Annotated in this window: 11 protein-coding genes; 7 read left to right on the top strand and 4 right to left on the bottom strand. The window is 61.5% G+C overall.

Annotated elements, in window-relative coordinates:
* Window positions 1-27: 27 nt before the first annotated feature.
* Complete coding sequence (locus AB4O12_RS14265; protein WP_122752293.1) at window positions 28-2,781, bottom strand: response regulator; 2,754 nt, start codon at window positions 2,779-2,781, stop codon at window positions 28-30.
* Window positions 2,782-2,987: 206 nt separating this feature from the next.
* On the opposite strand from AB4O12_RS14265, the gene AB4O12_RS14260 reads away from it, so the two are divergent.
* From AB4O12_RS14260 to AB4O12_RS14230, 7 genes are all read left to right on the top strand, one after another.
* Window positions 2,988-3,710: a response regulator transcription factor gene (locus AB4O12_RS14260; protein ID WP_460058821.1), complete on the top strand. Its 723-nt coding sequence runs from the start codon at window positions 2,988-2,990 to the stop codon at window positions 3,708-3,710.
* Window positions 3,697-5,121 (top strand): histidine kinase sensor domain-containing protein, encoded by a 1,425-nt coding sequence (locus tag AB4O12_RS14255; RefSeq protein WP_460058819.1) that lies wholly within the window; start codon window positions 3,697-3,699, stop codon window positions 5,119-5,121. Before AB4O12_RS14260 ends, AB4O12_RS14255 begins: the two co-directional genes overlap by 14 nt.
* Before the next feature lie 209 nt (window positions 5,122-5,330).
* Entirely contained in the window at window positions 5,331-6,233 is a 903-nt protein-coding gene (gene cysM, locus AB4O12_RS14250; protein WP_041479583.1) for a cysteine synthase CysM, read from the top strand.
* Window positions 6,233-7,609: a 23S rRNA (uracil(1939)-C(5))-methyltransferase RlmD gene (gene rlmD / locus AB4O12_RS14245; protein ID WP_460058817.1), complete on the top strand. Its 1,377-nt coding sequence runs from the start codon at window positions 6,233-6,235 to the stop codon at window positions 7,607-7,609. The genes cysM and rlmD overlap by 1 nt, the downstream gene beginning before the upstream one ends.
* 101 nt (window positions 7,610-7,710) lie before the next feature.
* Window positions 7,711-9,954: a GTP diphosphokinase gene (gene relA / locus AB4O12_RS14240; RefSeq protein ID WP_041479585.1), complete on the top strand. Its 2,244-nt coding sequence runs from the start codon at window positions 7,711-7,713 to the stop codon at window positions 9,952-9,954.
* A 133-nt stretch (window positions 9,955-10,087) separates the two neighbouring features.
* Window positions 10,088-10,921 (top strand): nucleoside triphosphate pyrophosphohydrolase, encoded by an 834-nt coding sequence (gene mazG / locus AB4O12_RS14235; protein ID WP_460062456.1) that lies wholly within the window; start codon window positions 10,088-10,090, stop codon window positions 10,919-10,921.
* 26 nt (window positions 10,922-10,947) lie between these two features.
* A complete protein-coding gene (locus tag AB4O12_RS14230) occupies window positions 10,948-11,490 on the top strand; it encodes a DUF2058 domain-containing protein (protein WP_016773645.1) in 543 nt (180 codons plus the stop codon).
* A gap of 68 nt (window positions 11,491-11,558) precedes the next feature.
* On the opposite strand, the gene AB4O12_RS14225 is transcribed toward AB4O12_RS14230, so the two are convergent.
* From AB4O12_RS14225 to fabA, 3 genes are all read right to left on the bottom strand, one after another.
* Window positions 11,559-11,747 carry a hypothetical protein gene (locus AB4O12_RS14225; RefSeq protein ID WP_016773646.1) on the bottom strand — a complete coding sequence of 63 codons (189 nt, stop codon included), beginning with the start codon at window positions 11,745-11,747 and terminating at the stop codon, window positions 11,559-11,561.
* 387 nt (window positions 11,748-12,134) lie between these two features.
* Window positions 12,135-13,355 (bottom strand): beta-ketoacyl-ACP synthase I, encoded by a 1,221-nt coding sequence (fabB, locus tag AB4O12_RS14220; RefSeq protein WP_460058814.1) that lies wholly within the window; start codon window positions 13,353-13,355, stop codon window positions 12,135-12,137.
* An 11-nt stretch (window positions 13,356-13,366) separates the two neighbouring features.
* Window positions 13,367-13,882 (bottom strand): 3-hydroxyacyl-[acyl-carrier-protein] dehydratase FabA, encoded by a 516-nt coding sequence (fabA, locus tag AB4O12_RS14215; RefSeq protein WP_024013962.1) that lies wholly within the window; start codon window positions 13,880-13,882, stop codon window positions 13,367-13,369.
* Window positions 13,883-14,012: the final 130 nt, after the last annotated feature.

Genomic DNA, 14,012 nt, shown 5'->3' with positions numbered 1-14,012 from the left:
TTTGCGCGTGCAGCGCCTTGCCGTGGATCAGGCGCTGATGCGCGCCTGCGCCGCGAGTCGATTGATCGAGCGCTCCAGTTCATCCAGCGCGGCGGCGGCTTTCGGATCGTCCTGTTTGAGCAAGGTTTCGCTGCGCTGGCAGGCGGCGCGCAGTTGCGGCACGCCGCAATAACGGGTGGCGCCGTGCAAACGGTGCACGCGTTCAAGCAGGGCATTCTGGTCGTGGCTGTCACGCGCGGCGCGAATCGCTTCGCGGTCGGCTTCCAGCGAGGCCAGCAGCATGGCGAGCATGTCTGCCGCCAGATCCGCTTTGCCCGCCGCCAGGCGCAAGCCTTCTTCGTGATCGAGCACCGGCAGTTCCTGCTGACTCGCCGCGCTGTCGCCGTTGCGCTCCGGCGCCTGATTGCGCAGGGCCAGCCCGGTCCACTTCAACACCACCTGCGCCAGTTGCCGCTCGCTGATCGGTTTGGTCAGATAGTCGTCCATGCCGCTTTGCAGCAGCGCGCGTTTTTCGTTGGCCATGGCGTGGGCAGTGAGGGCGACGATCGGCAGCGGTGTGCAATGCCGCTCGCTTTCCCACTGGCGAATGGTTTCAGTGGTCTGGCGGCCGTCCATGCCCGGCATCTGCACGTCCATCAGCACCAGGTCGAACGATTCGCTCTGCACGGCTTTGACGGCCGCGTAACCGCTTTCGACCGCGAGCACCCGGGCGCCCATGTCTTCGAGCAGGGTCTGCACCAGCAACAGATTGGCCGGGTTGTCGTCGACACACAGGACGCGCGGCGCACGGCTGGACAGCGGCTCGCCCGGTTCGCTGCGGGTCTGGCGCGGATTGACCAGATCGGACAACGCCCGGCGCAGCTTGCGCGTACACGCCGGTTTGGCTTGCAGCTGGCTGTGCGGGTTGGGCACCGACAGATGAAACAGCGTCTGTTCGGTGGTCGGGCACAGCACCAAAACTTTGCAGCCCAGGTGTTCGAGGTCCCAGATGTGCTGGTTCAAGCGTTCCGGGAGCATGTCGTTGCTGGTGATGCCGATCACCGCCAGATCGATCGCCTGATCGGTCTGATGCGCGCCGGTAACGCCATTGCTCAGGCTCTCCAAAGTATTGAACGGCGTAACTTGCAGTCCGCAGTCTTCCAGCTGATGTTGCAAGGCCTGACGCGCCAGTTCGTGATTTTCCAGTACTGCCACGCGGCGTCCGAGCAATGGCGCGGCGGGCAGGTCTTCGGCGTCGTCGCGAGTCTTGGGCAGGCTCAGGCTGATCCAGAATTCCGAGCCCTCGCCCGGCGTGCTGTCGACGCCAATCTCGCCGCCCATCTGCTCGATCAGGCGCTTGGAAATCACCAGCCCCAGCCCGGTGCCGCCGGGTTGGCGCGACAGCGAATTGTCGGCCTGACTGAAAGCCTGGAACAGCGCGCGGACATCCTGACTCGACAGACCGATGCCGGTGTCCTGAATGCTGATGCGCAGTTGCACGCTGTCTTCGTGTTCGTCTTCGAGCATCGCCCGGGCGACGATGGTGCCTTCGCGGGTGAACTTGATCGCGTTGCTGACCAAATTGGTGAGGATCTGCTTCAGGCGCAGCGGATCGCCGACCAGCGACAGCGGCGTATCGCGATAGACCAGGCTGACCAGCTCGAGCTGCTTGGCGTGCGCGGCCGGGGCGAGAATGGTCAGGGTGTCCTGAAGCAGGTCGCGGAGGTTGAACGGAATGTGGTCGAGCACCAGTTTGCCGGCCTCGATTTTCGAGAAATCGAGAATCTCGTTGATGATCCCCAACAGGCTGTCGGCGGACTTTTCGATGGTGCCCAGATAGTCGAGCTGGCGCGGGGTCAGTTCGCTTTTCTGCAACAGGTGGGTAAAGCCGAGAATGCCGTTGAGCGGCGTGCGGATCTCGTGGCTCATGTTGGCGAGGAATTCGGATTTGATCCGGCTGGCTTCCAGCGCTTCTTTGCGCGCCAGGTCCAGTTCGATGTTCTGGATCTCGATGGTTTCCAGATTCTGCCGCACGTCCTCGGTGGCCTGATCGACGCTGTGCTGCAATTCTTCGCGAGCATTCTGCAGGGTGCCGGCCATGCGGTTGATGCCCGAGGCCAGTTCGTCCAGCTCCTGGCTGCCGAGGGGCGGCAAGCGGGTTTCCAGATGACCGTCCTTGAGCTGCGCGACAGCCTGTTTGATCTGGCTCAGCGGACGGTTGATGGTGCGGCCCATGCGCAACGCGAGGAGGGCGGCGCCGGCTAGTCCGGCGGCGATCAGCAGCAGGCTGGCGAACAGGCTGCGATAGCCGCGCAGCAACATGCCGTTGTGCGACAGCTCCAGCTCGACCCAGCCGAGCAGGCGTTCGGATTCTTCGGGAATGATTTCACCGGCGAGGTTGCGGTGCTTGCCGAACACCGGCATCAGGTAGCGCGTCGCGTCATTGCCGCTGCGTCGTTGCAGCAGCGCGCTGTCGCCGCTTGGCGCTTGATTGAGCATGGTCGGCCCGGCGTGGGCCAGTGGCGAGCGGTCCGCCGCGAGGAAGGTCACCGCGCGCACGTCGGGTTGTTCAAGGGACTGGGTGGCGATGCGTTCAAGCAGATCGGCGTCGCCGTGGCCCATCGCCGGGGCCACCAGTGGCGCCAGTTGCTCGGCGATCATTTCGCCGCGCTGCATCAATTGGCTGTGCAGGTCGGTCTGCTGCGTCCAGGTGAAATAGCCACCCAGCACCAGCGCCATCAGGCTGGTCGGCAACAAGGTCAGCAACAGCACGCGACCTTTGATTCCCAGTTTCTTGAGCACGCCTATCTCCCGCATCCCGCTGATCTGTTGACACATGCGTGCATCCGGCACGCGACATGGGCGCAGTGTAGCGATTTGCAGGCGGGCAATCTTGCGGAAAATGCAGCGCCGTCCACGCACTCGTTCGTCCGACAGGCCAAGCTTGTGTTGCCCGCTGTCGGACAATCTTGAATAATCCGCCAACTGAGAATTACTTGCAGATACTCATGACTCCTGTTTCCGTTGGCCAGCCACGCATCCTTTCCATTGAAGACGATCCGGTCCTCGGCGCGTATGTGCACGAGCATCTGGGCCGCAGCGGGTTTCAAGTGACCTGGTGCCAGAACGGCCAGGAAGGTCTGAACATCGCCCAGTGCCAGCCTTTCGACGTGGTGCTGATGGATATTCTGCTGCCGGGGCTCGATGGTCTGCAGTTGTTGACGCAATTGCGGCAGAGCCATTCGACGCCGGTGTTACTGATGTCGGCGCTGGGTGCCGAGGCCGATCGCATCAGCGGTTTCCGCCTCGGTGCCGATGACTATCTGCCCAAGCCGTTCAGCATGGCCGAGTTGCATGTGCGCATCGAAGCGATCCTGCGCCGCGTGGCCTTGGATCGGCGCCCGCCTGCGGTTACCGCTGCGGTGGTCAGCGGCACCCTGCGTTTCGATGACGAACAGTGCGACGTGTTTTTCCGCGAGCAAGCGGCCGGGTTGACCCGCAGCGAATTCCGTCTGCTGGAAACCCTGCACCGCAACAACGAGGAAGTGCTGAGCAAGGCCTTCCTTTATCAGCACGTCCTGCAACGCGGCTTTGCGGCGCATGACCGCAGCCTCGACATGCACATCAGCCAGATCCGTCGCAAACTCAAAGCCATCGGTTACACCGAGCGTGAAGTGCGCACGGTGTGGGGCAAGGGCTATGTCTTGAGTGGCGCCGATGAAACTGTCTGAGCTGCCGGGGCGGCATTCGCTGTTCTGGAAACTGGCGTGCCTGCTGGTGGCGTTCTGTCTGCTGATGATCTGGCTGAGCTGGTCGTGGGGCCGCTACATGGAGGAGCGCAATCAGTTCCTCTCCAGTGACGCGCGCAGCACCCTCAGCCGTTATGCCGCGCAAGCCGAACAGGCGTGGCAGCGCGGCGGGCGCAGTGGCGTCGATGACTGGTTGCAGAGCATGGAATTGCGCGAGGCCAGTTGGGTCGGCGTGATCGGCGCTGATTTGCAGTCGCTGAGCAGCCAGCCGTTGAACGCCGCGGAGGTGCAGCACCTGACCTTTTTGCGCGGCCTCGACTGGCCGATCCACAAGAAGGGCCGACCTTGGCTGCGGGTACCGTTCCCTCAGGATCCGGCCGCCGGCATCCTCGTCATCGAGCTGCCTGAACGTTTTGTCCCGGGCAAGTACCGGGTGTTCTGGCGGGTGATCACTAACGGCGTGATTCCCGGGCTGTTCACCCTGTTGCTCTGTGTCGGCCTGTATCGCCTGCTGGTGGTGCCGCTGAATAACCTGCGCGAACAGGCCAACGCCTGGCGCGCTGATCAGTTGAACGTGCGCCTGTCGAGCGGCATCACCCAGCGCCCGGATGAACTCGGTGAGCTGGCGCGAGCGTTCGATTCCATGTCCGAGCGCCTGCAAAGCACAGTCGCCCTGCAACAGCAGTTGTTGCGCGACCTGTCTCACGAACTGCGCACGCCGCTGAGCCGCCTGCGCGTGGCCAGCGAAAGCGAACAGGGCTTGCCGCAATTGCGCGAGCGCATCGGCCGCGAGGTCGACGGCATGCAGCGGCTGGTCGATGACACCCTGCAACTGGCCTGGCTCGACACCGACCGCTCGCCGTTGCCGGATGAAGCGATCCAGATTCAGGCGCTGTGGGAAATGCTTACCGACAACGCCTGCTATGAAAGCGGCTGGCCGAGTCTGCAACTGCAATGCTCGGTCGAGGCATCGTGCTGGGTGCGCGGCAACCTCAATACCCTGGCGCAAGCGCTGGAAAACATCCTGCGCAACGCCATTCGTCACTCGCCCGAGGGCGGGATTGTGCGTCTCGATGCACGGCGCGATGGCGAGTATTGGCATTTGTGGCTGGAGGATCAGGGCGGCGGCGTGGCTGACGAAGATCTGCAGCGGATCTTTTCGCCGTTCATTCGATTGGATGGATCGAGACCCGGGGATGGTGGCTTTGGCTTGGGATTGAGCATTGCGCGCAACGCGGTGCAGCGCCAGGGCGGGTTGCTCTGGGCGGAAAACACGGGGGCGGGGCTGCGGTTGAATTTGCGCTTGCTGGCGGATGATGGTGTTGCCCATGCGGACGCCTTCGCGAGCAGGCTCGCTCCCACAATGGCTGTGCATTCACCGCAGATCGCATAAGCAACATTCATCCCCTGTGGGAGCGAGCCTGCTCGCGAATTCCAAGCAGCACCACGAGAACTGAGTGTTGCGCAAATAAAAGGCTCACCACTGGTGAGACTTTTGTGCCTTATTCCCATAAACCATAAGCACCGCACTTTGCGTGATATGGCCTGCGCGGGTTTGCCGGTATGATAGGCGCCCCCGCACGTCTGGATTGCGAATACGCCATGACCTTGCAGTACCCAACCATCGCCGATTGCGTCGGCAACACGCCGCTGGTGCGTTTGCAGCGCCTGCCCGGCGCCACCAGCAACACCCTTCTGCTCAAGCTCGAAGGGAACAACCCGGCGGGTTCGGTCAAGGACCGCCCGGCGTTGTCGATGATCACTCGCGCCGAGTTGCGCGGGCAGATCAATCCCGGCGATACGCTGATCGAGGCGACCTCCGGCAACACCGGCATCGCGCTGGCGATGGCCGCTGCGATCAAGGGTTACAAGATGATCCTGATCATGCCGGACAACTCCAGCGCCGAGCGTAAAGCGGCGATGACCGCTTACGGTGCCGAACTGATCCTGGTGACTCAGGAAGAGGGCATGGAAGGCGCCCGCGATCTGGCCCAGCGTATGGAAGCCGAAGGCCGTGGCAAGGTGCTCGACCAGTTCGCCAATGGCGACAACCCCGAAGCGCACTACACCACCACCGGCCCGGAAATCTGGCGTCAGACCCAGGGCAGCATCACCCATTTCGTCAGTTCGATGGGCACCACCGGCACCATCATGGGCGTGTCGCGCTACCTCAAAGAGCAGAGCGACAGCGTGCAGATCGTCGGTCTGCAACCGATGGAAGGCTCGGCCATTCCCGGCATCCGCCGCTGGCCGCAGGAATACCTGCCGAAGATCTATCAGGCTGACCGCGTCGATCGCATCGTCGACATGGCGCAAAGCGAAGCCGAAGACGTTACCCGGCGCCTGGCCCGCGAAGAAGGCATCTTCTGCGGCGTGTCCTCGGGCGGTGCGGTGGCAGCGATGCTGCGCTTGTCCAGAGAAGTTGAAAACGCGGTGATCGTCGCGATCATCTGCGACCGTGGCGACCGTTACCTGTCGACCGGCATTTTCGACGCGCCGAACTGATGGCCAAACACGAGAGAGGCCTGCGCTTCCAGCCCACCGGCGGCAGCAAGGCGCCACAGATCCCGACCGGCAAAAAGCAGCGCTTGAGTATCGAGCGCCTGGCCAATGACGGTCGCGGTATCGCCTTTTTTGAAGGCAAAACCTGGTTCGTCCTCGGCGCCCTTGCCGGTGAAGAGGTCGAAGCACGGGTGCTCGGCGCCCACGGCAAAGTGGTCGAGGCGCGCACCGAACGGGTATTCACTGCCAGCGAATTGCGTCGTCCGGCAGCGTGCGCGCACTTTGGTCGCTGTGGCGGTTGCAGCGTTCAGCACTTGCCCCACGACGAACAACTCGCCCTGAAACAGCGCATGCTCGCCGAGCAATTGTCGCGGGTGGCCGGTGTCGAACCTGAAGAGTGGGCGGCGCCGCTGACCGGCCCGGAATTCGGTTACCGTCGGCGCGCGCGGATCGCCGTGCGCTGGGACATGAAGGCAAAAAAACTCGAAGTGGGTTTCCGCGCGGCTGGCAGTCAGGACATCGTCGCGATCAGCGAATGCCCGGTGCTGGTACAGCCCTTGCAGCCGATCATGACCCGCTTGCCGGAGATGCTGCGGCGCTTGAGCAAACCGCAGGCGCTGGGCCATGTCGAGCTGTTCAGCGGCTCATCACTGGCGGTATTGCTGCGGCACATGGCGCCGTTGTCCGAAGCGGATCTGAGCATCCTCAAGGATTTCTGCCAGTTCCACGAGGCGCAGTTGTGGCTGCATGGCGAAGGTGAACCGCAACCGGTCGAGGCCGGTCAGAGCCTCGGTTATCGCCTGGAACAGTGGAATCTCGAGCTGGCTTATCGGCCGGGTGACTTCGTTCAGGTCAACGCCGGGGTCAACGAAGCGATGATCGCCCAGGCGCTGGACTGGCTGAAACCGACGGCTGAAGAACGCGTGCTCGACCTGTTTTGCGGGTTGGGAAATTTTGCGCTACCGCTGGCCAAAGGCGTCCGTGAAGTGGTGGCGGTGGAGGGTGTGCAGACCATGGTCGAGCGTGCCGCTGCCAATGCCATCAGTAACAATTTGCATAACACAAAGTTTTTTCAAGCCGATTTATCCCAGCCTTTGAGCGATGCCCAGTGGATCGGAAACGGCTTTTCTGCGGTACTCTTGGACCCACCGCGTGACGGTGCTTTCGAGGTGGTGCGCAAGCTCGCGACCCTGGGTGCCAAGCGGTTGGTATACGTGTCGTGCAACCCGGCCACGCTGGCGCGCGACACGCAGGAATTGATCAAGCAGGGCTACCGGTTAAAACGTGCCGGGATTCTCGATATGTTTCCTCAGACGGCACATGTCGAGGCCATGGCGTTATTTGAAGCGAGCCAGGACGGCTCGTCTGAATCCGTCTGATCTGTCCGCGCAGCGCTCGCCTGAGCCCCGCGAGCGCGAACGGACACTGAGGATCAGCGATTTGACGCATTGAATCTGCGTCGTAGGGAAGGTAAAGCAGCATGGTACAGGTGAGAGCACACCAGCCGATCAACACCGACGGCAGTATCAATCTCGAGGCCTGGCTCGATCACGCGGTCAGTGTCGATCTGGCACTGGATCGCGAGGCCTTGAAAGAAGCCTGCGAGTTCGCTCGCGAGGCCGAACAGCAGTCCAATGCGAAGAAGAATCTGTGGGCCGAAGGCTCCGGCAGTTTCAGCACTGGCCTTGAGATCGCCGAGATCCTCGCCGACCTCAAGCTCGACCAGGATTCGCTGGTCGCCGCCGTTTTGTATCGCGGCGTGCGCGAAGGCCAGATCGAGCTGGCGGCCATCGGCCAGCGCTTCGGTCCGGTGGTGGCCAAGCTGATCGACGGCGTGCAGCGCATGGCGGCCATCAGCGCCAGCCTCAGCCCACGGCAATCGATGGTCATGGGCACCCAAGGGCAGGTCGAGAACCTGCGCAAGATGCTCGTGGCGATGGTCGATGACGTGCGCGTTGCGCTGATCAAACTGGCCGAACGCACCTGCGCCATCCGTGCGGTGAAAACCGCTGACGATGAAAAGCGCAACCGCGTCGCTCGCGAAGTCTTCGACATCTATGCGCCGCTGGCCCATCGCCTCGGCATCGGTCACATCAAATGGGAACTGGAGGACTTGTCCTTCCGTTATCTGGAACCCGATCAATACAAGCAGATCGCCAAGTTGCTCCACGAGCGGCGGCTGGACCGCGAGCGCTTCATCAGCGACGTGATGACCCAGCTCAAGGACGAACTGCAGGCCACTGGTGTCGATGCCGACATCAGCGGCCGGGCGAAACACATCTACTCGATCTGGCGCAAAATGCAGCGCAAGGGTCTGGAATTCAGCCAGATCTATGACGTTCGCGCCGTGCGCGTGCTGGTGCCGGAAATGCGCGACTGCTACACCGCGCTCGGTATCGTCCACACCCTGTGGCGCCACATCCCGAAAGAATTCGACGACTACATCGCCAACCCGAAAGAGAACGGCTACCGCTCGCTGCACACGGCGGTGATCGGCCCGGAGGGCAAGGTCCTCGAGGTGCAGATCCGCACCCACTCCATGCACGAAGAAGCCGAACTCGGCGTCTGCGCGCACTGGCGCTACAAGGGCACCGACGTCAAATCCGGCTCGAACCATTACGAAGAGAAAATTTCCTGGCTGCGTCAGGTGCTCGAATGGCATGAAGAGCTGGGTGATATCGGCGGTCTGGCCGAACAGTTGCGCGTCGACATCGAGCCCGATCGGGTTTACATCTTCACTCCCGACGGACACGCCATCGACTTGCCGAAAGGCGCGACGCCGCTGGATTTCGCCTATCGCGTGCACACCGAAATCGGCCACAACTGCCGGGGCGCGAAGATCAACGGCCGTATCGTGCCGTTGAACTACAGCCTGCAGACCGGCGAGCAGGTCGAGATCATCACCAGCAAGCACGGCACGCCGAGCCGCGACTGGCTGAACCCGAACCTCGGTTACGTCACCACCTCGCGGGCGCGGGCGAAGATTGTTCACTGGTTCAAATTGCAGGCTCGCGATCAGAACGTTGCGGCCGGTAAAACCCTGATCGAGCGCGAACTCAATCGCCTCGGCCTGCCGGCGGTGGATTTCGACAAGCTGGCCGAAAAGGCCAACATGAAAACCGCCGAAGACATGTTCGCCGCCCTCGGTGCCGGTGACCTGCGTCAGGCGCATCTGGTCAACCTCGCGCAGCAACTGGTCGAACCGGAGCGCGGCAACGAACAGTTGGAACTGATCCCGCGCAAGGCGACCGGTTACAAGCCGGGCAAGCGCGGCGATATCCAGATCCAGGGCGTCGGCAACCTGATGACGCAAATGGCCGGTTGCTGCCAGCCACTGCCGGGCGATGCGATTGTCGGTTACATCACCCAGGGCCGTGGTGTGAGCATTCACCGCCAGGACTGCGCCTCGGTGCTGCAACTGGGCGGGCGCGAGCCGGAGCGGATCATCCAGGTCAGCTGGGGCCCGGTGCCGGTGCTCACCTATCCGGTGGACATCATCATTCGCGCCTACGACCGTTCCGGGCTGCTGCGTGACGTCTCGCAGGTGCTGCTCAACGAGCGCATCAACGTGCTGGCGGTCAACACCCGCTCGAACAAGGAAGACAACACTGCGCTGATGTCGCTGACCATCGAGATCCCCGGTCTGGATGCGCTGGGGCGGTTGCTGGGGCGGATTTCGCAATTGCCGAACATCATCGAAACGCGGCGTAACCGTACCCCGTGATGCAATTGATTGTTCCCTGTGGGAGCGAGCCTGCTCGCGAAGAGGGCGTGTCAGTCGACATCTTTGTTGCAGACACAGCGCTTTCGCGAGCAGGCTCGCTCCCACAATGGTTTTGTGGTGAGACAGAAAAATGATGTACAGCCTCGAAGACCTGCTCCATCTGATGTCCCGTCTGCGCGATCCGCAGTTCGGTTGTCCGTGGGACATCAAGCAAACCTACGCGACCATCGTCCCACACACCCTCGAAGAAGCCTATGAAGTGGCCGATGCCATCGAGCGTGGCGATCTCGACCATTTGCAAGGCGAGTTGGGCGATCTGTTGTTTCAGGTGGTGTATTACAGCCAGTTGGCCAAGGAAGAAGGGCGGTTCGAATTTGCCGGGGTGATCGACAGCATCACGCGTAAACTGATCCGCCGTCATCCGCATGTGTTCCCGACGGGCGACCTGTACGCGCCGCTCGACGTGCCGCGCTTGAGCGACGAGCAGGTCAAGCAGCGCTGGGAAGAGATCAAGGCCGAAGAGCGTGCCGAGAAAGCCTCGGCGCCCGAGCAGTTGTCCTTGCTCGACGACGTGCCGGCCACCTTACCGGCACTGTCGCGCTCGGCCAAGTTGCAAAAACGCGCCGGGCAGGTCGGTTTCGACTGGCCGGACGCTTTGCCGGTGCTCGACAAGGTTCGCGAAGAGCTCGATGAAGTGCTCGAAGCCATGTCCGAAAACGATCCGGTGGCGGTGGCCGACGAGATCGGCGATCTGCTGTTTTCCGTGGTCAATCTGGCCCGGCATCTGAAGGTCGATCCGGAAACCGCCTTGCGCGGCGCCAACGGCAAGTTTGAAAGACGTTTCCGTTTTATCGAACAGGCATTGCGCGACACCCACCGTCCCATGGAAGATTGCACCCTCGAAGAGTTGGACGCCCTGTGGGGCGAAGCCAAACGCCAGGAAAAGAATGAGCCCAGCTGCGGCTGAGCCGTTGCCCAAGTGAGTAAGCATTGATGAGCCTTTCCCTTCGCGACCAGTTGCTCAAAGCAGGCCTGGTCAACCAAAAGCAGGCCAAGCAGGTCAGCAAAGACAAGCAGAAGCAACAGCGCCTGGCCCACAAAGGCCAGGCCGAGCTGGACGATTCGCAGCAGCGCGCCGCCCAGGAAGCCATGGCCGAGAAGGTCAAGCGCGACCAGGAACTGAACCGTCAGCAGCAGGAGAAGGCCGAGGCCAAGGCCCGCGCTGCGCAGGTCAAGCAGTTGATCGAAGTCTCGCGTCTGCCCAAGCTGACCACCGAGGACTACTACAACTTCGTCGACGACAAGAAGGTCAAGCGCATATCGGTCAACACGCTGATGCGCAACAAGCTCAGCAGCGGTTCGCTGGCGATCGTGCACCACAACGGCGGCTACGAAGTGATCCCCCGTGAAGCTGCGCTGAAGATCCAGGAGCGCGACCCGCAGCGCATCGTCCAGCTCAACGTGCAGACTGAAGAGGTCAACGCTGAGGACGATCCGTACGCGGCGTACCAGATCCCTGACGATCTGATGTGGTAAATCCACGGCTGTAACAACGACGAACCCCGCTCATGGCGGGGTTTGTCGTTTTCAAATGCTGTGTTGTTTCAGGCGGACTTCAGTTCTCTTTGCTGTTCCTGCACTTCCAGTTCAGCCTTGTAGTTGTGGGCATCGATCTCGTTGTGAAACATACCGACCAGCAAGTCTTGTTGATGCACATCCCAGATACGGATGCCGGCGGCCAGGCCTTCGTGGGACATGTGTGAATCGTCGCGTTCAGTTACTTTTACAGTCATCTGCTAGCTCCAGATCTCAAGTTACTGCACCAAGGCGTGTGCAGGACTCTGTTATAGGATTTGTTAGTCAGCTAAGTAAACTGCCAATTGGCGCAAGGTGTTGTTGCGAATTTCGCAACAAAGCTGCAGGCCGCGTAAACCGCGACATTCGGTCGCAGGGTAGTAAGTTTCATGACAGAAGTTTCATCTCCAGAACACCCTGAAACCCTGTGGGAGCTGGCTTGCCAGCGATGACGTCGGCACAGCAAACATCTCCGTTGCCTGACACTCCGCTATCGCTGGCAAGCCAGCTCCCACAGAGATCAGCGGTGTCCTAGCTAATTTTCAGGCAAAAAAAACGCCCCGAACCAGTCGGGGCGTTTTCATGTGTGGCTCAGCAGCGGGGAATTATTTGCCTTCCCAGCGCTTCAGTACCAGCGTGGCGTTGGTGCCGCCAAAGCCGAAGCTGTTGCTCATCACGGTGTTGATGGTGGCGTTCTCGCGGGTCTTGGTCAGCACCGGCAGATCGGCCACTTCCGGGTCGAGCTCGTCGATGTTGGCGGAGCCGGCGATGAAGTTGCCTTCCATCATCAGCATGCAGTAGATCGCTTCGTGCACGCCGGCGGCGCCCGGGGAGTGACCGGACAGGCTCTTGGTCGAGCTGATCGCTGGAGCCTTGTCGCCGAACACTTCACGCACACCTTTCATTTCCGCGACGTCGCCGACCGGAGTCGACGTGCCGTGGGTGTTCAGGTAGTCGATCGGGGTGTCGACGGTGGACAGCGCCTGCTGCATGCAGCGGATCGCGCCTTCGCCGCTCGGGGCAACCATGTCGTAGCCGTCGGACGTTGCGCCGTAGCCAACGATCTCGGCGTAGATCTTCGCGCCACGGGCCAGAGCGTGTTCCAGCTCTTCGACGACAACCATGCCGCCGCCGCCAGCGATGACGAAACCGTCGCGGTCCTTGTCGTAGGCGCGGGAAGCTTGTTCCGGGGTGTCGTTGCGCTTGCTGGACAGGGCGCCCATCGCGTCGAACAGGAACGACTGGCTCCAGTGCTCTTCTTCACCGCCACCGGCGAAGACGATGTCCTGCTTGCCCATCTGGATCTGTTCCATGGCGGTACCGATGCAGTGAGCACTGGTGGCGCAGGCAGAAGCGATGGAGTAGTTCAGGCCCTTGATCTTGAATGGCGTGGCCAGGCAAGCGGAAACGGTGCTGCTCATGGTCCGCGTTACACGGTACGGGCCAACGCGTTTCACGCCTTTCTCGCGCAGGATGTCCAGCGCTTCCATCTGGTTCAGCGTGGAAGCACCACCGGAACCAGCGATCAGGCCGGTACGCGGGTTGGACACTTGCTCTTCGGTCAGGCCGGAGTCAGTGATGGCGTCTTTCATGGCCAGGTAGGCGTAAGCCGCTGCATGACCGACGAAGCGATAGATCTTGCGATCGATCAGCTCTTCAAGGTTGAGGTCGATGGAGCCGGAAACCTGGCTACGCAGACCCATTTCAGCATATTCCGGGTTGAACCGGATGCCAGGGCGGCTTGCACGCAGGTTAGCGGAGACGGTCTCTTTGTCATTGCCCAGGCACGAAACGATGCCCAGACCAGTGATAACGACGCGGCGCATGCGAATAACCCTTAGAAGTTGTCAGTGGAGGTGAACACGCCGACGCGCAGGCCTTCGGCGGTGTAGATTTCGCGTCCGTCGACACTGACCGAACCATCGGCGATGGCCATGTTCAGCTTGCCCTTGAGGACGCGTTTGATATGAATGTTGTAAGTGACTTTCTTGGCGGTCGGCAGCACCTGACCGAAGAATTTCACCTCGCCCGAACCCAGCGCACGGCCGCGGCCCGGCAGGCCTTGCCAGCCCAGGAAGAAGCCGACCAGTTGCCACATGGCATCCAGACCCAGGCAGCCCGGCATTACCGGATCGCCTTCGAAATGGCAGGCGAAGAACCACAGGTCAGGGTTGATATCCAGCTCGGCGACCAATTCACCTTTGCCGTACTTGCCGCCTTCTTCGCTGATATGGGTGATGCGATCCACCATCAGCATGTTCGGGGCGGGCAGTTGCGCGTTACCTGGGCCGAACAGCTCACCGCGACTGCAGCGCAGCAGGTCTTCCCGAGTAAAGGCGTTTTGTTTGGTCATGCGAGCTCCTCAATAATCCCATGCGGCAGGTGGGGCAGATCTTCCCGACCGTTCAAGGCATTCATGCCTCGAACCGGCAGCCTACTCATAGACTATTGCGTTGTGGTGAAAGTCACAGCACCAAGGACAT

The organism is Pseudomonas sp. S2_A05 (assembly GCF_054668485.1).
Note: the sequence above shows the minus strand (reverse complement) of the source record. Positions and strands in the feature narration are given on the sequence as shown.